The following is a 22,432-nucleotide window of genomic DNA, read 5'->3' on the forward strand; positions in this document are numbered from 1 at the left end:
GTTAGTTTGTCTAGCATCTAAAATAAAAATTGACGTTTCACGTTGTTTGTTTCGTTCAGTTTTCAAAGAACTACTTAGCCGCTCATTTGCGACTTCCTTATGTTAACATCTTCGTTTTTCGATGTCAACCAAGTTTTTTAATTTCTTTTTTGTCGTTTTCTGCGTTTCTGCATCAGCGACGTTTATTAATATAGCATGCAGAAAAACGAAATGCAACACCTTTTGAAAACTTTTTTTAAAACAACTACATTTCTTTTTTAATATCATATACTTAAACGAAATATCTCTTTCATTTCTAAGTAATTCCTACATATATTCTATAGAAAGTCACTCTGTCCAAAAACGTTTCTTTCTATATAAACGTTTTATTCATATACCATATCATACAAGGAGGAATATACATGGACTACACCGATTTATTAATAAAACTAGGTCTCTCAGCTATTTTAGGATTCGCTATCGGTTTAGAACGCGAATTAAAACGTAAACCACTCGGTTTAAAAACTTGTTTAGTTATTTCTATTATTAGCTGCCTCTTAACCATTGTTTCTATTAAAGCAGCTTACAATTTACCACACACTGACCATATGAATATGGATCCACTTCGACTGGCGGCTCAAATTGTGTCAGGAATTGGTTTTTTAGGTGCTGGTGTTATTTTACGAAGAGGAAATGATAGTATTGCAGGACTAACTACCGCAGCTATGATTTGGGGTGCTTCTGGTATCGGCATTGCCGTCGGAGCTGGCTTTTATCTCGAAGCCATTTTCGGGATGTGTTTCCTTATGATTAGTGTAGAACTCATCCCATTAGCAATGAATTTTTTAGGCCCCAGGTCATTACGCCAACGCGATATTGCCGTCAAACTTGTTGTACGAGATATGGACAATATCCCTATTGTCATTGAGGAAATAAAAGCAATGGATATAAAGGTTAAGAATATGAAGCTCAAAACATTAGAAAGTGGTTCTCACTATTTGCATCTTAAATTGTCTATCGATCAAAAAAGACATACCGCTGATGTTTACTACGCCCTGCAACACCTCGAAAGTGTTCAACAAACTGAAGTTGAAAGTATGTAACATGAAACAAGCTCTCTTTTTACTTAGGGAGTTTTTCTTTTTTCTATAATGGTAACAATGAATGTAGTCCTGCAAAGTAAGGAGGAATACAAAATTGAAATCGCGCCCGAACTTAGTAGATACATTTCGTGATTCCATTATTTTTCGTTTAATTTGTTTTATTATTGTACTTACTACTTTCTCTGGTTTTCTTATACATACACTAGAACCCACTCACTTTATTACATGGTTCGATGGGATTTGGTGGTCAATCGTTACAATCTTCACCGTTGGCTATGGTGACTTTGCCCCGCATACAACGATAGGGAAACTTATTGGAATAGGCATTATTTTATTAGGAACTGGATTTTGTTCTTATTATATGGTTCTATTTGCTACCGAAATGATTAGTAAACAATATATGAAGATTAAAGGAGAAGAAGCGGCTACGTCTAGCGGACATATGATTATCGTCGGTTGGAATGAACGTGCCAAACACGTTGTGAAACAAATGCATGTATTACAGCCAAATCTTGATATCGTTTTAATTGATGAAACACTCTCTTTACTTCCAAAACCATTTCATCATTTAGAATTTATAAAAGGCTGTCCACATCACGATCAAACTTTACAAAAAGCAAACATTACAACAGCACACACAATATTAATAACGGCTGATAAAGAAAAAAATGAAAGCTTAGCAGATACACAGTCCATTTTAAATATCTTAACTGCAAAAGGACTTAATCCAAACATTCACTGTATTGCCGAACTACTTACTTCAGAGCAAATACAAAATGCAACGAGAGCAGGGGCATCAGAAATTATAGAAGGAAATAAATTGACAAGCTATGTATTTACCGCCTCCCTTTTATTCCCTTCTATTTCCGGTGTATTATTTTCGCTCTACGATGAAATCTCTGATAACAAATTACAACTGATGGAACTAGCTCCATCATGTATAGGACAAACTTTCGCTAATTGCAGCTACACTCTTTTAAAACAAAATATCCTCCTATTGGGTATAAAGCGTGATGAACAATATATGATTAATCCAGTTCATTCTTTTATTATCATTGAAAGTGACGTACTCATTGTTATTCGCCATTAAAAAAATGCTTTTCTAGTTCTTGTACTAGCACTTTACCAATATCGATATACTTTCTTTTCACATCTCCATCTGGATCTTTCGGTTCAGCAAACTGATCTAAGCTCGTCCCAGCAGCTAACGTATTTACTTCATTATCTAGTTCGTCTTGATATACGTGCGAAATAATATACGGTGTTTCAAGACGAACTACTACACCAGGCACATCTAGCTCTCCATCCACAGCCGTAAATGGCACTCGTAAAAATTGGTAACCATCTTCTTCGTCAATTTTGTAATCAAAGCATCCTTTATCATAATCCCAATTGCCACCAATACTATATCCAAGTGGCTTCATAACCTCTTCTAACTTATATAACGCATATGTACGCCCTACTAAATTTGATTGAATCGGAATCAAATCAATCCCTCCTAGACCTTTCCTTTAGCATACCCATTCCATTCTGAATATATATGAGATTCAATCCGGAATGTCGGCTACTCGTCAAAAAATTCCATAAAAAAAAACTGTTGGGGCTCGTCCCCAACAGTTTTTTTTATTTTAAACGCTCTTCTAATTCTGCTTTTAGTTCTTCGAATCCTGGTTTTCCAAGTAGAGCGAACATGTTTTTCTTGTATGCTTCTACTCCTGGTTGATCAAATGGATTTACGCCTAATAGGTAGCCGCTCATCGCACATGCTTTTTCGAAGAAGTATACAAGGTAACCGAATGTATACTCGTTTAGTTCTGGAATGTTTACGATTAAGTTTGGTACTCCGCCGTCGCTATGTGCAAGTAATGTACCTTCGTATGCTTTTGTGTTTACGAAGTCTACAGTTTCACCAGCAAGGTAGTTTAATCCATCTAAATCGTTGTCATCTAATTCGATTTTTAGTTCATGTGTAGATTTACCTACTTTAAGAACTGTTTCGAATAGATCACGGCGACCTTCTTGAATGTATTGACCTAATGAGTGTAAGTCAGTTGAGAAGTTTGCTGAAGATGGAAAAATACCTTTTTGATCTTTTCCTTCACTTTCACCAAATAACTGTTTCCACCACTCAGAGAAGTATTGAAGTGCTGGCTCGTAGTTAACAAGCATTTCAATTGTTTTCCCTTTATTGTATAGAGCATTACGAACTACTGCGTATTGGTAAGCTGGGTTTTCTTCAAGTTCTGATGTCGCGAAGTCATCATGACCAGCAGCTGCACCTTTCATCATGTCTTCAATGTTTAGGCCACTTACTGCGATCGGTAATAAACCTACTGGTGTTAATACAGAGAAACGACCGCCAACATCATCTGGAATAACGAATGTTTCGTAACCTTCGTTATCAGCTAATGTTTTTAAAGCACCACGCGCTTTATCTGTAGTTGCATAAATACGTTTGCGAGCTTCCTCTTTGCCGTATTTCTCTTCTAATAATTTACGGAAAATACGGAATGCGATTGCAGGCTCTGTTGTTGTACCTGATTTGGAAATAACGTTAATAGAGAAGTCTTTACCTTCTAGTACGTCCATTAAATCTTTCATGTAAGTGGAGCTAATGTTTTGTCCAACAAATAGCACTTGTGGAGTTTTACGTTGTTCTTTAGAAAGCGTGTTGTAGAAAGAATGGTTTAACATTTCGATTGCTGCACGTGCTCCCAAGTAAGAACCACCGATACCTACAACAAGTAAAATGTCAGAGTCATTTTTAATTTTTTCTGCGCATTTTTGAATGCGAGCAAATTCTTCTTTGTCATATTGAAGCGGAAGCTCTACCCACCCAAGGAAATCGTTCCCAGCTCCAGTTTTTTCGTGGATTGCATGGTGTGATACTTTTACTGCATCACGTAAATAAGTTAGTTCATGTTCACTGATGAAGGATAACGCTTTAGAATAGTCGAACGTTACATGTGTACTCATCTTTTTCCCTCCAATTATGTATATGTATTTCTGTATTCACTTTAGCGAAACTAAAGTTGTAAATCAAGCGATTCAACAATTGTAAACGTAACCATTATTTATTTTTTAGAAAAAGTTCATTTTTTGCATAAAAATTCGTATTTTTCGGTATAGATGTATATACATCCTTTTTTCGTACATTTTTTATGTATAAAAACACCAAAACTACACCATTCTATAAAGGAGTTACATTTTCTTATTAACTCTTCGCTTGCTCATGCTTCACATTAAGGGGGGGCTTTTTCATGAGTACTCTGCAACGTATCGCATTAGTCTTCACTGTAATCGGTGCTGTTAACTGGGGACTAATCGGGTTCTTCCAGTTTGACTTAGTGGCTGCCATTTTCGGTGGACAAAGTTCAGCTCTCGCACGTATTATTTATGGCATCGTTGGTATTTCTGGGCTTATCAATCTTGGTTTACTGTTTAAACCATCCGAAAATCTTGGTACTCACCCAGAAACACATGAAATTCGATAGTCAGTATGTCTTTTTCATCTCCGACATACGAATATGATTGCATGCAATCATATTTGCAAATATATATCATAAGACAAAGTAAAAGAGGAACGCTCATATGCGCTCCTCTTTTACTTTGTTAACTCTGATTCTTCAATCCATTCCGTTAGCTTTTCACGCAGCGTATTGAACCCTTTATCGGTTGGCTTCGGTATAAGAACCCTTCCTTGTTTTCTTTTCGCCGCTTTTAACGATAAACTCATTTTTCTGTGCTCTTCATCAATTGAAAGTACTTTTACTTCTACTGTATCGCCGACCTTTAAAAAGTCATGAATATCCTTTACATATCCATTTGTAATTTCAGATATATGCACAAGTCCTTGTGTTTCTGCATCTAACGCTACAAATGCACCGTAATCTTGAATTCCAGTCACTTTCCCTGTTACAACCACTCCTGTTGTATATTGTTCTGACATATGAAACACTCCCATACGTTTACCATTTTCTCTACAATTGTAGATAGCAAAGCAGATGTATTTATTGTTAAATATCCGATTGGTTAATACTTATCCTCAGTAAAGCTATCTAGAATAAGTACACCTTATATTAGTAAATTATACCACTATGATAGAACTCATTCAAAATTCATGAAGAAATTTCCTATAATACGTATAATTCTCCAATATTGGGATAGAATACTAACACATGGCTTTCTAGTATTCCCCCCCTTTTATGGACAAAACGTATTGTGTTTTGTCCTTTTTTTATTCTCTATGAACCGTTCCATCCTCTTCATTGCTTCCATAAGTTGCTCAAGCGATGTCGCATATGAACAACGAATGAATCCTTCACCACTGTCTCCAAATACACTTCCTGGGACAACAGCCACTTTTTCTTCTAATAATAACTGTTCTGCGAATTCTGCTGAAGATAGTCCAGTTGAAGCAATGGAAGGAAAGACATAAAATGCTCCGCCCGGTACATGACATGTTAAGCCCATTTCATTGAAAGATGTCGTCATAAAGTTGCGACGCTTTTTATAACTATCTCTCATTCGAATTACTTCATCATTACCTGCACGCAATGCTTCCAGTGCTGCGAATTGAGACATCGTCGGTGCACACATCATTGAATATTGGTGAATTTTGAGCATTAATTCTGAAAATTGAACAGGGGCTGCAATCATACCAAGACGCCATCCTGTCATCGCAAATCCTTTTGAAAACCCTGAAATTAAAATCGTATGGTCACGCATATCTTTAATACTCGCGAAACTTGTATACGCTTCGTCATATACGAGCTCTGCATAAATTTCATCAGATAATACGATTAAATTATATTTCTCCACAATGACTGCTAGCTTTTCTAATTCGGATTTATTTAACATTGCACCTGTTGGGTTATTTGGAGAACAAAGTAAAATCGCCTTTGTTTTTGCTGTAATAGCTGCTTCAATTTGATCTGGTTGTACTTTAAATTCATCTTCTAATGAAGTCGCTACTGGAACCGGGACTCCGCCAGCCAACGTAACAAGCGGTGCATACGAAACGAAGCTTGGTTCAATAATAAGTACCTCATCATCAGGATTTACAATAGCGCGCATTGCTACATCTAACGCTTGGCTCGCTCCAACTGTAACAATGATTTCATCATTTGGATCATAAGATACTGCAAATTGTTTTTTTAGATACTTTGCTATTTCTTGACGGAGCTCTAATAATCCTGCATTTGCTGTATATGCTGTATATCCTTGCTCTAAAGAACGAATACATGCCTGCCTTACATTCCAAGGTGTAACAAAGTCAGGCTCTCCCACTCCGAGTGAAATAACACCTTTCATACTCGCCGCTAAATCGAAAAACTTTCGAATGCCGGATGGTTGTAAAGATTCTGCTACTCTAGATAGTTCAAATTGCTTCATGGTGTCACCACAATTCTCTTATCATCATCAGTTTTTTCATAAATAATGCCCTCATGTTTATACTTCTTCAAAATAAAATGAGTTGTCGTAGAAACAACGGATTCAATTGTTGCTAATTTCTCAGAAACAAACATCGCTACTTCGCCCATCGTTTTTCCTTCTAACGTAATAGAAAGATCATATGTACCAGACATTAAATAAACTGATTTCACTTCTGAATAGCGATAAATTTGTTCAGCAACCGCATCAAAACCAACGCCACGCTTCGGTGTAACTTTCACATCAATCATTGCTGTTAAACCAGTATGTTCTTTCACTTTTGTCCAATCGATATGTGTTACATAGTCCACGATAATTTTTTCACTTTCTAATTTCGCAACCATCTTTTTCGCTTCTTCTACATCTATACTTAACAGCTTCGCTAATACTTCTACAGATAAACGACTATTTTTTTCAAGGCAAGCTAACAATTCTAATTCCTTTTCAGTCATCATATAACTCATCCTCTCTTTTGTTTGTGTCTAAATTATACAAATAGCCTTTCCTGTTTGAAAAGAAGATTTTTTTAGAGAATTATGTAAAAATAAAGTGAAACTTTAATCAGTGGGGGTTGTCCATCCCCACTGATTATTAGCCCGCACCAATCGGGATAAAGATGAAAGGGGATGGAACCGTGAAACCAAAAGTATATATTGCTGAGCCAGTTCCAACATTTGTAGAAACTTATTTATCGGAACACTGCGATTACGAAAAATGGGATCAAAATGAGAAAGTACCTCGTGATGTTTTATTAGAAAAAATAAAAGATAAAGATGGATTACTTAATTTCGGCTCAGCCATAAATGAAGAGTTGTTACAAGCAGCTCCTAACTTGAAAGTAGTGAGCAACATTTCTGTTGGTTACGATAATTTTGATTTAAAAGCAATGCAAAGTCGAAATGTCATCGGAACGAATACACCATACGTATTAGATGATACGGTAGCTGACCTCGTTTTCGCTCTTATGCTATCTGCTGGTCGCCGCGTGTGTGAACTCGATTCATATGTAAAAAACGGTGAATGGAATGCTGAAATCGGAAAAGAACACTTCGGACTAGATGTGCACCATAGTACAATCGGTATTATTGGAATGGGGCGAATCGGAGAAGCGGTCGCAAAACGTGCGAAATTTGGATTTGATATGAACGTTCTTTACTATAATCGTCGTCGTAAGGAAGACGCTGGGCAAAAATTTGACGCTACATATTGTGATTTACAAACGCTAATCAAACAATCTGATTTTATTATTCTTCTTACTCCATTAACAGATGAAACGTATCATCTTATCGGAGAAAAAGAATTTTCATTAATGAAAGAAACAGCAATCTTCATTAATGCCTCTCGAGGGAAAACAGTAGATGAAACTGCATTAATTCATGCATTAGCAGAAAAGAAAATATTTGCAGCTGGTATCGATACATTTACACAAGAGCCTATCCAAAAAGATAATCCGCTCTTATCATTGCAAAACGTTGTGACTTTACCGCACATCGGATCTGCAACATTAAAAACAAGACAGCAAATGGCAATGACAGCTGCTGAAAATTTAGTGGCAGGATTACAAGGAAAAACACCACCTAATATTGTGCGTGGATAATAAAGTGAAACTTTAATCATTGGTGGAGTTGTCCATCCACACTGATTATTAGCACGACTCCCACAAATAGCGGGATAAATAAATGTAAGGCAAGATGGCATAGTCATCTTGCCTTTTTTTGTTAACATATTTTTTTCTTACTTGGAGATGATATGAACAAAAATCAATGGAGTGACAAAAAATGAACCATGAATGCAAATGCCCTTACTTCACTTTTTCCACTCGCGGCACTACTATCCATTACGAATTGTATGAACATAATAATAATATTAATAAAGGGCGACCTACTTTCGTACTCGTTCACGGCTTCCTATCTTCCTCATTTAGCTATCGACGCCTCATTCCTTTATTAATGAAAGAAGGTACAGTAATTGCCCTGGATTTACCTCCATTCGGAAAAAGTGATAAATCTCATCTCTTTAAGTATTCTTATCACAATTTAGCGGCTATTATTATCGATCTGATAGAACATCTAGCTCTCTCGGATATTGTATTAGTTGGTCACTCTATGGGTGGACAAATTTCACTCTATGTAAACCGCCTACGCCCTGAATTAATATCAAAGACGATTTTACTATGCAGTTCTAGTTATTTAGCACGCGCAAATTTGCCTTTACTGTACTCTTCTTATTTACCGTTCTTCCATTTATACGTGAAGAACTGGATTATTCGAAGAGGCATCGTTCATAACTTAATGAATGTCGTTCATGACCATTCATTAATTGATAATGAAATGATGGAAGGCTACGCTGCTCCTTTTTATGATAATCGTATATTCCCTGCCTTAACTCGAATGATAAGAGACCGTGAAGGTGACTTATCCTCAACTGAATTACAAAAAATCGAAACGCCAATATTACTCATTTGGGGTGAAAAAGACCGCGTCGTCCCTTTACAGGTAGGACGTCGCTTACACAAAGATTTACCTAATTCAACATTTATCTCTTACGAAAATACAGGTCACTTACTACCTGAAGAAAAACCCGAACATGTTTATGAAGAAATCATGGCATTTTCCGCGCGATAAAGCGGGATAAAGTGAAACTTTAATTAATCCGAACGAACTAAAATAAACAAAAAGGCTGTCGGAAATTCCGACAGCCTATAATGAACAGCTTCCGCCTTCTTTTAGTACAAGTAATTCCACAGCTAACTTCTCACACTTTTCAAGCGCAGGCACTTCCTCAAAAGACATAAAGTATATATGTTGAATCTTCTTTGCGATATATTTCGGATCGTCAAACACACTTACAACGTTCACAACATCGCTCGCTTCTGTTTCGTAAAACTCCGGTCCCATTTGAAACGGGTCCCAATTTTTCACAACATCTATCATCTTTTCATATGCACCCATCTACTTCCCGCCTTTTCACTTTTTAGTGCTTTTCTTTATCGTATCACATCAGCTATTCTATAAGAAGAGAGAGAACTTTCATAACTTAACGGTTTTACAGAAGAAAGGGGAAAACATATGCAGCTATTTCATAAAACGGTAAATCGTCGCGGAACACATAGTACAAAATGGGATACATATAAAAACGAAGAACTCATTCATGCTTGGATTGCCGATATGGATTTTGAAGTACCAAAACCAATTCAAGCTGCATTACAAAAACGGATAGAACATCCTATTTTCGGCTATACACTTCCTCCCGAAAATATTGGAGATATTATTTGTGATTGGGCACAAAGCCAATACAATTGGGATATACAAAAAGAGTGGATTGTATTTAGCGCAGGCATCGTTCCAGCTCTTAGTACGAGCATACAAGCTTTAACGAAAGAAGGTGAATCCGTACTCGTACAACCTCCTATTTATCCACCATTTTTTGAAATGGTCACAACGAATAACAGGAAATTATGTGAAAGTCCATTAAAGAAACAAAATGGCACATATGCGATAGACTTTGAGCATTTAGAAACGCAATTTCAACAAGGTGTAAAACTGATGCTTCTTTGTAGCCCTCACAATCCTATCGGACGCGTTTGGACGAAAGAGGAACTAACAAAGCTCGGTACGTTATGTACAAAATATAATGTAACCGTTGTCGCGGATGAAATTCACGCTGATATTATTTACGCAGGTCATACCCATACACCGTTTGCCTCTTTATCTGAAGAATTAGCAGCGCGCACAATTACTTGTATGGCTCCGAGCAAAACATTTAATATCGCCGGGTTACAAGCATCTATCATTATTATTCCGGATGAAAAACTCCGTAATGCCTTTACGTCTATTCAATATAGACAAGGATTTCACGGATTAAATATATTTGCTTATACAGCAATGCAAAGTGCATATACAGAATGTAATGATTGGCTAAGTGAAATTCGATTATACGTTGAAGAGAACGCTCGATTTGCTTGTGAGTATATTCAAAACCACATACCAACTCTTTCTGTAATGAAACCAGAAGGTAGTTTTTTACTGTGGATTGATTGTTCACGCTTGAACCTTTCTCAAAATGAGCGAACAACATTACTCGAAGAGAAAGGAAAAATCATCGTTGAACCTGGTGAGAAATATGGATTGGGTGGAACTGAGCATATTCGAATCAACATCGGCTGTCCAAGGTCCGTCTTAGAAGAGATTTTAAACAGACTTCGTAATACATTTTCATCGTAATATAACAGAAGCTACCTTAATGGTAGCTTCTATTTTTTCTTCATTTCTGACGCTTTTTTAACAATAACACCGCAAGCAATTCGATTACCAGATTTTCCTGCTGGTTGTGTCATACCATCATCAGGGTTTTCTGTAATTATAATAGACGCTCCATCTTTTCTATGAATCGTCGTTTTCCCTTCTTCAAGTGTTATATGCGGCGCGTCGATTTCCGCTTTAATCTTTCCAGAACCGTCTGCAACTACGTTCGGTAAATCACCGTTTTCTGCACCTTTCGGATTGAGGAGTCCGTGCTTTTTCTTATCTGGATTAAAATGATTCCCAGATGATTCAAAACGAGGTGCTTTACACTCTCCAATTTCGTGTACATGTATTCCATGCGGGCCTGGTGTAAAACCTTCCGCTTTAATCTTAATCTTCACTCCACTTGTTTGTTGAACGACTTTTGCAGTCCCAACTTCATCACCTGAAGCATTATGTAATTTCACATCAATTTCTTTCGGCTTTCCTTGGTCACAACCCGCCATCAGAAATAACAAACAACAACTAAAAAAAAGCCGTCTTTTCATTCTATTCCCTCCAAAATACATTCTGCCCTTAGATTGTCCGAGCATAGAGGGAAACATACAAAAATGAATTAGTGTTTCTTCTCAGCTAAAAGCTTCTCTTCTACTTTCTGTAATCGCTCTGCTTCTCGTTTTGATACACGAATGAACATACGCCACGTAGCAACCGCACCGATGATAAATAGAACGCAAACAATACCTGGAATAATATATTCTGTTTTATCTTCCGGAAAATATAAAGGCATCATAGGGAACACTCCTTATCAGGGATTCATAAAAAACAACATCAGAATTTTCTGTCATATTATTTTAAATTATAGTTGAACCCATTCATATTCTCAAGGACATTCCGTGAACGAATGATTTCTTTGACTCCTTCACGCACTTTCCTTACTATTAATTTGAGGTGAAAAATATGAGAGAAACATTTGAAATTGGTGAAATCGTTACTGGTATTTATAAAACTGGAAAATATATCGGCGAAATTACAAATAGCCGCCCTGGCAGTTACGTCGTAAAAGTATTAGCTGTTTTAAAACATCCAGTGCAGGGTGATTTACATAATGTAAAACAAGCTGATGTACCATTTTTCCATGAAAGACGCGCTTTAGCTTTCCGTGAACAGACGAACATTCCAGAACAAATGGTGAAAAAATATGAAGGAGAAATCCCGGATTATACAGAGTCACTAAAATTAGCATTAGAAACTCAAATGAATTCATTTTCTGAAGATGATTCACCTTTTGCAGGGCGTAGTCTAGAAACACTTCAGCAATTGAAGCAAGATTACAAACTCTAAAAAAACAAAACGACCAAATTACATATTGTGCAATTTGGTCGTTACTGTGTACTGACTTTCTTTAACACTTTCGAAAAATCAACAAGCTCCCCTAATGTTGGAGGTGCTGGTTTGACTAAATACTCTTTATCTTTTTCTACTAACTTAAAAATATTATATGTCGTCATCGCATCATCAAGCGCACAATGATGCTTTCCTGTTCCTACTTTTCCATACGCCTCAATCGCTTTCCACAATCCTGTTTGATTTCGCTCCCCAAAAAACTTTTTATACTCAAGCGATAAATCACGGAACTGCCCGAAGAATGGAAATACTACTCCCGCCATTTCGCAGTTATGCTTCAATACTTTCATATCCATATTTCCCCACGTTACAATTGTCGGTTTGCATCTCTTTTCATATTCGGCAAGTTTCTCAACAAGTTCATGAAAAGAAATTCCTTTGTCCACTACTTCTTGTTTAATTCCTAAAAATTTTTTACATCGATCTGTTAAGGACGGAAATGTTTTTGGCCTGACATGTGACGAATACGTATCTTCCACCTTACAACCAACAACTGAAACGAGTCCTACCTCAATAATTTCTGGGAAAAAACCTTTTGGTTTTTTTCTATGCTGGGGCATCGTAAACTCAAAGTCTAAAAATAAAAATCGTTGTTCATCCATACGATCCCTTCCTTATCATTTTTGTCATTCCTTTCTATTTGACACTCCTACACGAACAAGCTCGAACGCTGATTCCATTTTAAATATTCAGATTGGATGTATCTTATATATATGTCAAATGCCCGCAAATATTTTAAAAAATAAGAAAAAATGACCTATGCAGAAAATATGACAAAATAGCCCCTTTCATTTACATCCGCCATTTTCCTACTTTATAATGACGTTATGTGTGTTTCTTCTAGAACATTTTTGACACACTAAGAAAAGTGAATGAAAGGAGATGAGAGTTTTGCACGAAACAACGCAAGAGCTCGCAAACTGGCAGTATTATTTTGCTATCGCAGTCTTTTTAATTACATATGCCATTATTATTTCTGAAAAAATTAACCGCGCTGTCATCGCACTTCTTGGTGCAGCACTCATGGTAATTGTGGGTGTCGTTGACTTACACAACGCCTTTACGAAACATATTGAATGGGGAACTATTACGTTACTCATCGGTATGATGATTCTAGTAAACATTACAAGTAAGTCAGGGGTCTTCCAATACGTTGCCATTAAAGCTGCAAAAGGAGCACAAGGAAATCCAATTAAAATTTTAATTTCACTTTCCTTACTTACCGCGCTTGGCTCCGCATTTTTAGATAACGTTACAACAGTACTTCTTGTTGTTCCAGTTACTTTATCTATTACGCGCATACTGCAAGTAAATCCTGTTCCATATTTACTTTCTGAAATTATTTTTTCAAACATCGGAGGAACAGCAACATTAATTGGTGATCCACCAAATATTATGATTGGTTCTGCAAATAAGCATTTAGATTTCAATGCTTTCTTATTAAACTTAGCACCTATCGTAATTATTATCATTGCTGTTACAGCGACAATGCTTTACTTCATGTACCGTAAGCAATTAATTGCTGATCCTGTACAAGTTAAAAAATTAATGAGCTTAGATGAAAAACAATACATTAAAGATCCAGTATTAATGAAGAAATCTTTAACAATACTTGGACTTACTATTTTAGGTTTCATGACTCATTCCATTTTCCATATTGATGCAGCTATCATTGCCTTAACTGGCGCTACTGTACTTATGCTAATCGGTGTGAAAGAACATGAAATTGAAGAGGTATTCGCTAGTGTAGAGTGGGTAACAATCTTCTTCTTCGCGGGACTATTCGTACTCGTTGGAGGACTTATCGATATCGGTCTTATCAAAATGTTAGCTCAAAAAGTAATTGGAATAACAGGTGGAGATATTTCTCACGCATCTATCCTTATTCTATGGGTATCTGGTATCGCCTCTGCAACAATCGATAACATTCCATTCGTTGCAACAATGATCCCACTTATTAACGATATGGCAGTCGGGCTAGGTTTATCACCTTCTGACGCACAAATCGACGTACTATGGTGGGCATTAGCATTAGGTGCTTGCCTAGGTGGAAATGGAACATTAATCGGGGCTTCCGCTAACGTAATCGTAGCCGGTATCGCTAGCCGTGAAGGGCATAAATTTAGCTACATGGACTTCCTAAAAGTCGGTTTCCCAATTATGATCGTTTCATTAATCATTTCTCACATTTACATTTACTTACGCTACCTTATGTAGTAGAAAAAGCGCCCTGCCAAGCAGGGCGCTTTTTTTCTGGAACAAAGCTCAATATATAAGCGCAATTTCAAATATATCAGCTATTTTCTCATTATATCGACTTATCAACAAAGAATGACAAATCTACTCGTTATACCTCACCGGCTCATTTCGAATAATGAATAAATGAATCGGCAAGAACACCGAAAATGTAATTGTATGAATGATAGTAAATAGTATGGCATTCGTTCCGTATCTATCTAAAATAGCGTAGATGAGATAAATAGACAGCACAATCGACACAGCCATTGCTAGCAAACTTATAATTGGTACATAATTAAAAATAAAGCATGCGACATATATGCCGAATACTTTCCATCCTGCTTCTTCTTTCAAGAAATCCGGCAATTTATCTTTCGCTAAGTCCCCCCACGTCTTACTATTTAAAAAAGGAATAAACGCAAGAACACCATCAGTTGCACCATCATTTTTCGCCATCGTATAAAGTGCAAAAGCCGTTAACAAATACGAAATAATGATCCAAAGTAAAACGACAATAATAAACGCAAAACTAAGAGCAAAGAAACCTGCTAGTACGCCTTGATCTTCCATCTTATCCTCTCCTCTCTCTTCTCAACATATTTCATTAACCTACAAGTTATGTTTTAAAATTCATCCAAACTCTCTGTATAATAATATGAGAAAGACAATAAGAGAGGAGAACGTACTTATGCATCCATTTGTAAAAGCATTACAAGAGCATTTTACAGCTCATAAAAATCCTGAAAAAGCAGAACCGATGGCACGTTATATGAAAAATCACTTCCCCTTTCTCGGTATTCAAACTCCCGAGCGAAGACAATTATTGAAAGACGTCATTCAAATACATACTCTCCCAGATAAAAAGGACTTTCAAATTATCGTACGTGAGCTTTGGGACTTACCAGAACGTGAATTTCAAGCTGCCGCACTCGACATACTACAAAAATATAGAAAACATATAAATGAAACTCATATCCCCTTTTTAGAAGAACTTATTGTTACAAAATCTTGGTGGGATACTGTCGACGGCATCGTCCCTACATTTTTAGGTAACATCTTTTTAAAACATCCAGAATTAATTTCCGCATATATTCCAAAATGGATTGCATCAGAAAACATATGGCTACAACGTGCCGCTATTTTATTCCAGCTGAAATATAAACAAAAGATGGATGAAGAACTCCTTTTCTGGATTATCGGACAACTGAACTCATCAAAAGAATTTTTCATTCAAAAAGCGATCGGCTGGGTCCTTCGTGAATACGCAAAAACAAGGCCTGATGTAGTTTGGGAATACGTTCAAACTAACAAACTCGCTCCGTTAAGTAAACGCGAAGCAATTAAGCACATTAAACAAACTTACGGAATAAATAACGAAAAAATAGGCGAGACTCTATCATAGATAGGCACGTTCCTCTATTGTGATTTAAAAAAGAACGTGATAGAATATGTTCATTATTATTAATATAAGTAGCGATGACGGACTTATAAGTACTTGCACAAAAGCGATTCAGGGATAGTGAAAGCCTGAAACCGCAAGGAAACGGCAGTCTCGAGCAATACGTGATGAAAGTGGATGTGCGAAATGCGCATCAACTAGGGTGGAACCGCGGGTATATACAAGCTCGTCCCTAGGCAAAATTGCCTAGAGACGAGCTTTTTTGTATTTAATTTAAAAGCGGAGGTGACTCGCTCAGAACAGGAGGGCATTGGAGCTCCTGACGAAGAGGCGCTTTTTGCCTCACAGGAAGGCGCGAAATGACCGACTGTTCTAGTCACCGGAGCTGGATAATTTAAAAGCGGAAGCGGCTCATTCAAAATGTGAGGCGGAAATAGCTCGTTTCACAAGTACCCATCACGTCATCACCAATACGTTAACTTTCAAAAGGAGGATTTTATTATGTATTCAATGGAACAAGTTGTAAACTTAGCGAAACATCGCGGTTTTGTTTTCCCTGGTTCTGAAATTTACGGTGGTCTTGCAAACACTTGGGATTACGGTCCACTTGGAATCGAATTAAAAAATAACGTTAAAAAAGCTTGGTGGAAAAAATTCATTCAAGAATCTCCATACAACGTTGGGTTAGATGCTGCTATCTTAATGAACCCAAAAACTTGGATCGCTTCTGGTCACGTTGGTAACTTTAATGACCCAATGATCGACTGTAAAAAATGTAAAGCTCGTCACCGTGCTGACAAATTAATTGAAGATGCATTAGATGCAAAAGGCATCGAAATGGTCGTTGACGGTCTTACTTTCGACCAAATGGCTGACTTAATGAAAGAACATGAAGTAAAATGCCCAGATTGCGGTAGTCAAGAATTCACGGAAATCCGTCAGTTCAACTTAATGTTCAAAACATTCCAAGGTGTTACAGAGTCTAGCACAAACGAAATCTTCCTTCGTCCTGAAACAGCACAAGGTATTTTCGTAAACTTTAAAAACGTACAACGCTCTATGCGTAAGAAACTTCCATTTGGTATTGGCCAAATCGGTAAAAGTTTCCGTAACGAAATTACACCTGGTAACTTCACATTCCGTACACGTGAATTCGAACAAATGGAACTTGAATTCTTCTGTAAACCTGGTGAAGATTTAGAGTGGTTCGCATTCTGGCGTGAAACTTGTAAAAACTGGTTACTTTCACTTGGTATGACTGAAGAAAGCATGCGTCTTCGTGACCACGGTGAAGAAGAGTTATCTCACTACAGTAATGCAACAACTGATATTGAATTCAGATTCCCATTCGGTTGGGGCGAACTTTGGGGCGTTGCATCTCGTACAGATTTCGATTTAAAACGTCACATGGAACACTCTAACGAAGACTTTAACTATATTGATCCACAAACGAATGAGCGTTACGTACCATATTGCATCGAGCCATCTCTAGGTGCAGACCGTGTAACATTAGCATTCTTATGTGATGCATATGAAGAAGAGCAATTAGAAAATGATTCTCGTACAGTTCTTCGTTTCCACCCTGCTTTAGCACCATACAAAGCAGCGATCTTACCATTATCTAAAAAGCTATCTGAAGGTGCTACTGAAGTATTCGCAGAACTAGCTAAAGACTTCATGGTAGACTTTGACGAAACTGGTTCTATCGGTAAACGTTACCGTCGTCAAGACGAAATCGGTACACCATTCTGTATCACATATGACTTCGACTCAGTTGAAGACAAAGCTGTTACAGTACGTGACCGTGACACAATGGAACAAGTTCGTATGCCAATTAGCGAACTAAAAGGTTTCTTAGAGAAGAAAATCCAGTTCTAATTATAAAAAAGAGGCAGCTCATAAGAGCCGCCTCTTTTCTATTTTTCACGTTTTTCTTTAATTGCTACTGTACATCTTGAAATACATAATAAATCGTCATTTTCATCAATGATACGAATATCCCAAACCATCGTTGTTTGTCCTCTATGTATCGGTGTTCCGATCGCTGTTACAATTCCATCTTGCTTTGAACGAATATGGTTTGCGTTAATTTCTAATCCGAAACAAATACATTTTTCTTGATCAATTAAATTGTATGAACCAACACTTGCCACAGTTTCTGCTAAAGCAACAGATGCACCGCCATGTAAAAAGCCAAACGGCTGATGCGTGCGTCCATCCACCGGCATCGTAGCAACTACCTTATCTTCTGTCATTTCTAACAACTCAATTCCAAGCGAATCCATTAAAGTTTTTGACATATCGTTTCCCCCCTTCTCTCACTTTTAATTAAATGTATATTTTTACCTATTTACTTTCAAACTACCTATAACACTTATATAAGGAGGTTTCACCTAAATGAAACAAAAATTTTGTATACTACTGCTTATATTCTCCTTGCTGACTATTGTACCAAATTGTACGCATGCAGCCAAAGCATCTAACCTGACAATTGATGTTAAGACTGTAACGCAAAAAGGTAAGAAACCTTATATAGAATATCAAATTAATAGGCCTTCTTTTCACAATTTTTCTGATTCACAATTTCAAAATAAGCTGAATTCCTATTACAAAAATTCTACTGATAAATTTAAAAGTAATTTAGAGAAAGAAGCGAAGAAATATTATAAAGAAACAGAAGGATCTAGCACACCTTTTCATCCATACGTTGCAAATGTTGACTATAAAGTAGCTTTAAACAAACCACCTTTTCTCAGCCTATATGTGAATTACTATCAATATACAGGAGGAGCGCACGGACTTTATACGTGGAAGGCAAATACATTTGATTTAAACGAAAAAAAATTATTACACTTAGACGATCTATTTCAACAAGAGGAGAAATACAAAGAAACAATTCGTACAGAGATTGTAAGACAAATTAAACAAAATGAAAGCATTTATTTTCCTGACGCATCCGAAAAGGTAATGAGCGCTAAAAAGTTCCACTACTTTTTAGAACCAGATAATCTCGTTATTTACTTCCCTTTATATGAAATTGCTCCTTATTCAAGCGGAATCCCGCAATTTCGTATTCCATATACATTGCTGAGAGACTATTTAAAGTCTTCTTATCAAAATATTTTGATTGACAACAAGTAAATATTTTCGCTACGATATTGTTAACCTAAACACAACAGGAGGTTAACAATATGAGGAGATTTCATGTTTTAGATCTAGCATTGGCTGCCATGTTCGTCGCTCTTATGGCTATTGGTGCAAATATTGTATCTTGGGCACCATTCCTACAAATAGCGGGCGTTCCATTATCTATGCAACCATTTTTCGCAATTTTAGCAGGGCTTCTTCTTGGAAGTAGACTTGGGGCATTATCAATGACTGTTTATATGCTTGTTGGATTAGCAGGTGCGCCAATTTTCGCTAACTTCAAGGCTGGATTTGGAGCACTTTTAGATCCTACTGGTGGTTTTATTATCGCATTTATTATCGTTGCTTACGTATCAGGAAAACTAGTGGAACGAAAAGAAAGACCAACATTCAGCACCTTTGCAATTGCTTCTTTCGCCGGAATCATTTTAACGTATATTATCGGTACTACTTATATGTACGGGGCGGTCAATATTTTCATGGGCGGTAATATGAGTTATAAAGCCGCTTGGATGATTATGATGTGGTTTGCAGTAAAAGATATTGCATTTACTATTATCGGTGCTATTATCGCACCTCGCATATACTATGCTGTACGCCGTTCAGCCTATCAACATTCTCATTCGACGATTTCATAATAAAAAGGAGTTGTTCCCATAGGAACAACTCCTTTTTATTATATTAAGACTCTTGCTTCGTTTGCTCATCTAAAATTTTCTTCATCATGACAAGCATATCATCACGTAATTCTTCGTGCTGCAATGCCATTTCAATTGTTGTTTGAACAAATCCTAATTTTTCACCAACGTCATAACGCTTTCCTTCGAAATCATACGCAAATACACGTTGAATTTCATTTAAGCTTTGAATTGCATCCGTTAACTGAATTTCGCCACCCGCTCCAACTTGTTGCTGTTCCAAGAACATAAAGATTTCAGGAGTTAAAACGTAACGTCCCATGATTGCTAAGTTTGAAGGTGCAGTACCTTGCGCTGGTTTTTCAACGAAATTACGAACTTGATAACGACGTCCCTCTTGCTCTAACGGATCGATAATTCCGTAGCGATGTGTTTCTGCCTCAGGAACAGTTTGTACACCAATAACAGAAGAAAGTGTTTTGTCATACTCGTCCATTAATTGACGTAAACATGGTGTTTCAGCTTGAACAATATCATCACCTAATAATACTGCAAATGGCTCATCACCGATGAATTTACGTGCACACCAAACAGCATGTCCTAGCCCTTTCGGTTCTTTTTGACGGATATAATGAATATCTACCATTTTAGAAGAAGCTTGCACTTTCTCAAGTAGTTCATATTTTTTCTTCTCTAATAAGTTTTGCTCTAGTTCAAATGCGTTATCAAAATGATCTTCGATAGAGCGCTTTGTTTTACCAGTAACGATAATAATATCTTCGATTCCTGATTTCACTGCTTCTTCTACAATGTATTGGATAGTTGGTTTATCTACTATCGGTAACATTTCTTTTGGCATTGCTTTTGTTGCTGGTAAAAAGCGTGTTCCTAATCCCGCTGCCGGGATAATTGCTTTTCTCACTTTTTTCATGACAAATACCCTCGCTTTTCATTCTAATTCTCTTAGTAAGGTGCAAATTTATAACATCAACTCTTAATAATCCTCTACATCATACAAAACTATAAGAAAAGAGGAGGTCGTTCTCCGTTCTCCTCTTTTCCTATCAGTAGCACTCTATTCTATTATAAACGATTCATAATGTCTTCTTTAATAGTAAGTAACTTTTGTTCACTATTTTGTAAGGAATCATCTTGTACACCAAAGTAGAATTTAATTTTTGGCTCTGTGCCAGATGGACGTAAGCAGAACCAAGAACCATCTTCTAATTTATATTTTAACACATTTGATTTCGGTAAGTGAATCTCTTCCTTATTTCCATCTTGTAAAGTTGTAATAATGCTTGCCTTATAATCCTCAACCGCAACGACTGTGAAGCCCGCTACTTCTTTCGGAGGATTTTCACGGAATGTTGCCATCATCTCTTGAATCTGTTCCGCACCGTCTTTTCCTTTTAACGTTAACGATACAAGATCTTCACGGAAGAAACCATACTTCTCGAATACTTCTAATAGACCATCATATAACGTTTTTCCTTGCGCTTTGTAGTATGCAGCTACTTCACATGCAAATAAGACAGATTGTACCGCATCTTTATCACGGCAGAATGGACGAATTAAATAACCATAGCTTTCCTCATAACCGAATTGGAATTCATATTGTCCACTTTCTTCATACTGTTTAATTTTCTCACCGATAAATTTAAATCCAGTTAACGTATCAACTGTATCCAAACCGTATGCTTTTGCAATTGTGCGGCCAATTTCAGACGTTACGATTGTTTTTAGCACAACACCGTTTGCCGGAAGAGTTCCATTTTCTTTCTTTTGTGATAATAAGTAATCGAGCATTAATGCACCTGTTTGGTTACCAGTTAATACTTGGAACTCACCATCGTGATTACGAACTGCTACGCCTAGACGGTCTGCGTCAGGATCAGTTGCGATTAACACGTCTGCGCCAACTTTTTCACCGTCACGAATTGCATACTCAAACGCTGCATGCTCTTCTGGATTCGGCGATTTTACTGTAGAGAAGTTTGGATCTGGTAACTCTTGCTCTTTCACAACCGTTACATCTGTAAATCCAACTTCTTCTAGGCCACGACGTACAGAAATATTTGACGTTCCGTGTAAGGGAGTAAAGACGATTTTTAAATCTTTACCAACTTTTTGTACCATTTCTTTATTAATAATGACATTGTTCAATTCTGCTGCATATGCATCATCTACTTCTTGTCCAATTATATGTAATAAACCGTCAGCTTTTAATTGCTCCACATCAGCAACTTCAACTGTTAGTTCATCTTTCACTGCATTTACGTAGCTAATTAACTCATCAGCTTCTTTTGGAGGCAACTGCCCACCATCTTCACCATATACTTTATAACCGTTATATTCAGGTGGATTATGACTCGCCGTAAGAACGATTCCACTTACTGTATGTAAATGACGAACTGCGAAAGAAAGCACTGGCGTTGGACGTAAGCTTTCAAATACATATGTTGTAATACCGTGTGCACCAAGTGTAGCAGCTACTTCCATTGCAAATTCAGGTGATTTATGACGAGAATCATACGCTACAACAACACCGCGTTTTTTCGCTTCTTCACCTAATTTTTCAATAAATACTGCTAATCCTTTTGTTGCTTTACGAACTGTATATACATTTAAACGATTCGTACCAGCACCAAGTTCACCGCGCATACCACCTGTACCAAACTCTAAGTTTTTATAGAAGCTATCTTCAATCTTCTTCTCATCTTGTCTCATGTTTTCTAGCTGTTCTTTTAATTCTACATCTAATTCTGCATATGAAAGCCATCGACTAAATTCTTGTTTCCAATTCATCCTTCTATCCCCTCTCACGTGTCATAACTTCATTAT

The 22,432-nt window shown here is 37.0% G+C and carries 25 protein-coding genes; 12 read left to right on the top strand and 13 right to left on the bottom strand.

Features of this window, described 5'->3' with window-relative positions; translation table 11 throughout:
* Nucleotides 1-401 precede the first annotated feature (401 nt).
* Both BAU28_RS08475 and BAU28_RS08480 read left to right on the top strand, forming a co-directional pair.
* On the top strand, nt 402-1,082 hold the full coding sequence (locus BAU28_RS08475) for an MgtC/SapB family protein (RefSeq protein ID WP_002173983.1): 681 nt from the start codon (nt 402-404) through the stop codon (nt 1,080-1,082).
* A 94-nt stretch (nt 1,083-1,176) separates the two neighbouring features.
* Nucleotides 1,177-2,172, top strand: coding sequence for an ion channel (locus BAU28_RS08480; RefSeq protein ID WP_002173984.1), 996 nt, complete (start codon nt 1,177-1,179; stop codon nt 2,170-2,172).
* Here the strand turns inward: BAU28_RS08480 and BAU28_RS08485 are convergent.
* Nucleotides 2,159-2,569: a YugN-like family protein gene (locus tag BAU28_RS08485; RefSeq protein WP_048375275.1), complete on the bottom strand. Its 411-nt coding sequence runs from the start codon at nt 2,567-2,569 to the stop codon at nt 2,159-2,161. The genes BAU28_RS08480 and BAU28_RS08485 overlap by 14 nt on opposite strands.
* A gap of 136 nt (nt 2,570-2,705) precedes the next feature.
* The gene (locus BAU28_RS08490) at nt 2,706-4,058 is read right to left on the bottom strand and encodes a glucose-6-phosphate isomerase (protein ID WP_071718322.1); all 1,353 of its coding nucleotides are present in this window, start codon (nt 4,056-4,058) and stop codon (nt 2,706-2,708) included.
* A gap of 284 nt (nt 4,059-4,342) precedes the next feature.
* Between BAU28_RS08490 and BAU28_RS08500 the strand changes: the two genes are divergently transcribed.
* Nucleotides 4,343-4,576 carry a DUF378 domain-containing protein gene (locus tag BAU28_RS08500; protein ID WP_002173987.1) on the top strand — a complete coding sequence of 78 codons (234 nt, stop codon included), beginning with the start codon at nt 4,343-4,345 and terminating at the stop codon, nt 4,574-4,576.
* 110 nt (nt 4,577-4,686) lie between these two features.
* Here the strand turns inward: BAU28_RS08500 and yugI are convergent, their stop codons facing one another.
* The 3 genes from yugI to BAU28_RS08515 form a co-directional block, all read right to left on the bottom strand.
* Nucleotides 4,687-5,031: a S1 domain-containing post-transcriptional regulator GSP13 gene (gene yugI / locus BAU28_RS08505; protein WP_002173990.1), complete on the bottom strand. Its 345-nt coding sequence runs from the start codon at nt 5,029-5,031 to the stop codon at nt 4,687-4,689.
* A 254-nt stretch (nt 5,032-5,285) separates the two neighbouring features.
* Nucleotides 5,286-6,476 (bottom strand): aminotransferase, encoded by a 1,191-nt coding sequence (locus tag BAU28_RS08510; protein ID WP_071718323.1) that lies wholly within the window; start codon nt 6,474-6,476, stop codon nt 5,286-5,288.
* On the bottom strand, nt 6,473-6,970 hold the full coding sequence (locus BAU28_RS08515; RefSeq protein ID WP_002173992.1) for an Lrp/AsnC family transcriptional regulator: 498 nt from the start codon (nt 6,968-6,970) through the stop codon (nt 6,473-6,475). Before BAU28_RS08515 ends, BAU28_RS08510 begins: the two co-directional genes overlap by 4 nt.
* Nucleotides 6,971-7,131: 161 nt before the next feature.
* Here BAU28_RS08515 and BAU28_RS08520 point away from each other — a divergent pair, with 161 nt between their 5' ends.
* Entirely contained in the window at nt 7,132-8,112 is a 981-nt protein-coding gene (locus tag BAU28_RS08520; RefSeq protein WP_071718324.1) for a 2-hydroxyacid dehydrogenase, read from the top strand.
* Nucleotides 8,113-8,293: 181 nt separating this feature from the next.
* Entirely contained in the window at nt 8,294-9,139 is an 846-nt protein-coding gene (locus tag BAU28_RS08525; RefSeq protein ID WP_002173994.1) for an alpha/beta fold hydrolase, read from the top strand.
* A gap of 75 nt (nt 9,140-9,214) precedes the next feature.
* Here BAU28_RS08525 and BAU28_RS08530 read toward each other — a convergent pair whose 3' ends face one another.
* Nucleotides 9,215-9,466: a YugE family protein gene (locus BAU28_RS08530; RefSeq protein WP_071718325.1), complete on the bottom strand. Its 252-nt coding sequence runs from the start codon at nt 9,464-9,466 to the stop codon at nt 9,215-9,217.
* 117 nt (nt 9,467-9,583) lie between these two features.
* Here BAU28_RS08530 and BAU28_RS08535 point away from each other — a divergent pair, with 117 nt between their 5' ends.
* Nucleotides 9,584-10,738 carry a MalY/PatB family protein gene (locus BAU28_RS08535; RefSeq protein ID WP_071718326.1) on the top strand — a complete coding sequence of 385 codons (1,155 nt, stop codon included), beginning with the start codon at nt 9,584-9,586 and terminating at the stop codon, nt 10,736-10,738.
* Between the two features lie 29 nt (nt 10,739-10,767).
* Here the strand turns inward: BAU28_RS08535 and BAU28_RS08540 are convergent, their stop codons facing one another.
* Together BAU28_RS08540 and BAU28_RS30350 are read right to left on the bottom strand one after the other, a co-directional pair.
* On the bottom strand, nt 10,768-11,307 hold the full coding sequence (locus tag BAU28_RS08540; protein ID WP_071718327.1) for a superoxide dismutase family protein: 540 nt from the start codon (nt 11,305-11,307) through the stop codon (nt 10,768-10,770).
* Between the two features lie 68 nt (nt 11,308-11,375).
* Complete coding sequence (locus BAU28_RS30350) at nt 11,376-11,552, bottom strand: hypothetical protein (protein WP_002173998.1); 177 nt, start codon at nt 11,550-11,552, stop codon at nt 11,376-11,378.
* Nucleotides 11,553-11,719: 167 nt separating this feature from the next.
* On the opposite strand from BAU28_RS30350, the gene kapB reads away from it, so the two are divergent.
* Nucleotides 11,720-12,103 (top strand): kinase-associated lipoprotein KapB, encoded by a 384-nt coding sequence (kapB, locus tag BAU28_RS08550; RefSeq protein ID WP_001209324.1) that lies wholly within the window; start codon nt 11,720-11,722, stop codon nt 12,101-12,103.
* A gap of 41 nt (nt 12,104-12,144) precedes the next feature.
* Here kapB and kapD read toward each other — a convergent pair whose 3' ends face one another.
* Complete coding sequence (gene kapD, locus BAU28_RS08555; RefSeq protein WP_025149554.1) at nt 12,145-12,768, bottom strand: 3'-5' exonuclease KapD; 624 nt, start codon at nt 12,766-12,768, stop codon at nt 12,145-12,147.
* A gap of 289 nt (nt 12,769-13,057) precedes the next feature.
* Here kapD and BAU28_RS08560 point away from each other — a divergent pair, with 289 nt between their 5' ends.
* The gene (locus tag BAU28_RS08560) at nt 13,058-14,383 is read left to right on the top strand and encodes an ArsB/NhaD family transporter (RefSeq protein WP_071718328.1); all 1,326 of its coding nucleotides are present in this window, start codon (nt 13,058-13,060) and stop codon (nt 14,381-14,383) included.
* 123 nt (nt 14,384-14,506) lie between these two features.
* Here BAU28_RS08560 and BAU28_RS08565 read toward each other — a convergent pair whose 3' ends face one another.
* Nucleotides 14,507-14,974 (bottom strand): hypothetical protein, encoded by a 468-nt coding sequence (locus BAU28_RS08565; protein WP_048375293.1) that lies wholly within the window; start codon nt 14,972-14,974, stop codon nt 14,507-14,509.
* Nucleotides 14,975-15,092: 118 nt separating this feature from the next.
* Here BAU28_RS08565 and BAU28_RS08570 point away from each other — a divergent pair, with 118 nt between their 5' ends.
* Both BAU28_RS08570 and BAU28_RS08575 read left to right on the top strand, forming a co-directional pair.
* A complete protein-coding gene (locus tag BAU28_RS08570) occupies nt 15,093-15,806 on the top strand; it encodes a DNA alkylation repair protein (RefSeq protein WP_071718329.1) in 714 nt (237 codons plus the stop codon).
* Between the two features lie 498 nt (nt 15,807-16,304).
* Complete coding sequence (locus BAU28_RS08575) at nt 16,305-17,681, top strand: glycine--tRNA ligase (RefSeq protein ID WP_000287156.1); 1,377 nt, start codon at nt 16,305-16,307, stop codon at nt 17,679-17,681.
* Between the two features lie 38 nt (nt 17,682-17,719).
* On the opposite strand, the gene BAU28_RS08580 is transcribed toward BAU28_RS08575, so the two are convergent.
* On the bottom strand, nt 17,720-18,103 hold the full coding sequence (locus tag BAU28_RS08580; protein WP_002174004.1) for a hotdog fold thioesterase: 384 nt from the start codon (nt 18,101-18,103) through the stop codon (nt 17,720-17,722).
* Between the two features lie 97 nt (nt 18,104-18,200).
* Here BAU28_RS08580 and BAU28_RS08585 point away from each other — a divergent pair, with 97 nt between their 5' ends.
* Nucleotides 18,201-18,944, top strand: a complete 744-nt coding sequence (locus BAU28_RS08585; protein WP_071718330.1) for a DUF3298 and DUF4163 domain-containing protein — start codon at nt 18,201-18,203, stop codon at nt 18,942-18,944.
* A 50-nt stretch (nt 18,945-18,994) separates the two neighbouring features.
* A complete protein-coding gene (locus BAU28_RS08590; RefSeq protein ID WP_071718331.1) occupies nt 18,995-19,588 on the top strand; it encodes a biotin transporter BioY in 594 nt (197 codons plus the stop codon).
* A 43-nt stretch (nt 19,589-19,631) separates the two neighbouring features.
* On the opposite strand, the gene galU is transcribed toward BAU28_RS08590, so the two are convergent.
* Nucleotides 19,632-20,519, bottom strand: a complete 888-nt coding sequence (galU, locus tag BAU28_RS08595; RefSeq protein ID WP_048375303.1) for a UTP--glucose-1-phosphate uridylyltransferase GalU — start codon at nt 20,517-20,519, stop codon at nt 19,632-19,634.
* Nucleotides 20,520-20,671: 152 nt separating this feature from the next.
* Nucleotides 20,672-22,396, bottom strand: coding sequence for a phospho-sugar mutase (locus tag BAU28_RS08600; RefSeq protein WP_071718332.1), 1,725 nt, complete (start codon nt 22,394-22,396; stop codon nt 20,672-20,674).
* Between the last annotated feature and the right edge of the window lie 36 nt (nt 22,397-22,432).

Source organism: Bacillus paramycoides, from assembly GCF_001884235.1.
Taxonomy (GTDB): domain Bacteria; phylum Bacillota; class Bacilli; order Bacillales; family Bacillaceae_G; genus Bacillus_A; species Bacillus_A paramycoides.

Coding starts and splice junctions, on each gene's coding strand:
- BAU28_RS08475 (WP_002173983.1), top strand. CDS start 402: ATGGACTACACCGATTTATTAATAAAACTAGGTCTCTCAGCTATTTTA.
- BAU28_RS08490 (WP_071718322.1), bottom strand. CDS start 4,058: ATGAGTACACATGTAACGTTCGACTATTCTAAAGCGTTATCCTTCATC.
- BAU28_RS08500 (WP_002173987.1), top strand. CDS start 4,343: ATGAGTACTCTGCAACGTATCGCATTAGTCTTCACTGTAATCGGTGCT.
- yugI (WP_002173990.1), bottom strand. CDS start 5,031: ATGTCAGAACAATATACAACAGGAGTGGTTGTAACAGGGAAAGTGACT.
- BAU28_RS08510 (WP_071718323.1), bottom strand. CDS start 6,476: ATGAAGCAATTTGAACTATCTAGAGTAGCAGAATCTTTACAACCATCC.
- BAU28_RS08515 (WP_002173992.1), bottom strand. CDS start 6,970: ATGATGACTGAAAAGGAATTAGAATTGTTAGCTTGCCTTGAAAAAAAT.
- BAU28_RS08520 (WP_071718324.1), top strand. CDS start 7,132: ATGAAAGGGGATGGAACCGTGAAACCAAAAGTATATATTGCTGAGCCA.
- BAU28_RS08525 (WP_002173994.1), top strand. CDS start 8,294: ATGAACCATGAATGCAAATGCCCTTACTTCACTTTTTCCACTCGCGGC.
- BAU28_RS08530 (WP_071718325.1), bottom strand. CDS start 9,466: ATGGGTGCATATGAAAAGATGATAGATGTTGTGAAAAATTGGGACCCG.
- BAU28_RS08535 (WP_071718326.1), top strand. CDS start 9,584: ATGCAGCTATTTCATAAAACGGTAAATCGTCGCGGAACACATAGTACA.
- BAU28_RS08540 (WP_071718327.1), bottom strand. CDS start 11,307: ATGAAAAGACGGCTTTTTTTTAGTTGTTGTTTGTTATTTCTGATGGCG.
- BAU28_RS30350 (WP_002173998.1), bottom strand. CDS start 11,552: ATGATGCCTTTATATTTTCCGGAAGATAAAACAGAATATATTATTCCA.
- kapB (WP_001209324.1), top strand. CDS start 11,720: ATGAGAGAAACATTTGAAATTGGTGAAATCGTTACTGGTATTTATAAA.
- kapD (WP_025149554.1), bottom strand. CDS start 12,768: ATGGATGAACAACGATTTTTATTTTTAGACTTTGAGTTTACGATGCCC.
- BAU28_RS08565 (WP_048375293.1), bottom strand. CDS start 14,974: ATGGAAGATCAAGGCGTACTAGCAGGTTTCTTTGCTCTTAGTTTTGCG.
- BAU28_RS08570 (WP_071718329.1), top strand. CDS start 15,093: ATGCATCCATTTGTAAAAGCATTACAAGAGCATTTTACAGCTCATAAA.
- BAU28_RS08575 (WP_000287156.1), top strand. CDS start 16,305: ATGTATTCAATGGAACAAGTTGTAAACTTAGCGAAACATCGCGGTTTT.
- BAU28_RS08580 (WP_002174004.1), bottom strand. CDS start 18,103: ATGTCAAAAACTTTAATGGATTCGCTTGGAATTGAGTTGTTAGAAATG.
- BAU28_RS08585 (WP_071718330.1), top strand. CDS start 18,201: ATGAAACAAAAATTTTGTATACTACTGCTTATATTCTCCTTGCTGACT.
- BAU28_RS08590 (WP_071718331.1), top strand. CDS start 18,995: ATGAGGAGATTTCATGTTTTAGATCTAGCATTGGCTGCCATGTTCGTC.
- galU (WP_048375303.1), bottom strand. CDS start 20,519: ATGAAAAAAGTGAGAAAAGCAATTATCCCGGCAGCGGGATTAGGAACA.
- BAU28_RS08600 (WP_071718332.1), bottom strand. CDS start 22,396: ATGAATTGGAAACAAGAATTTAGTCGATGGCTTTCATATGCAGAATTA.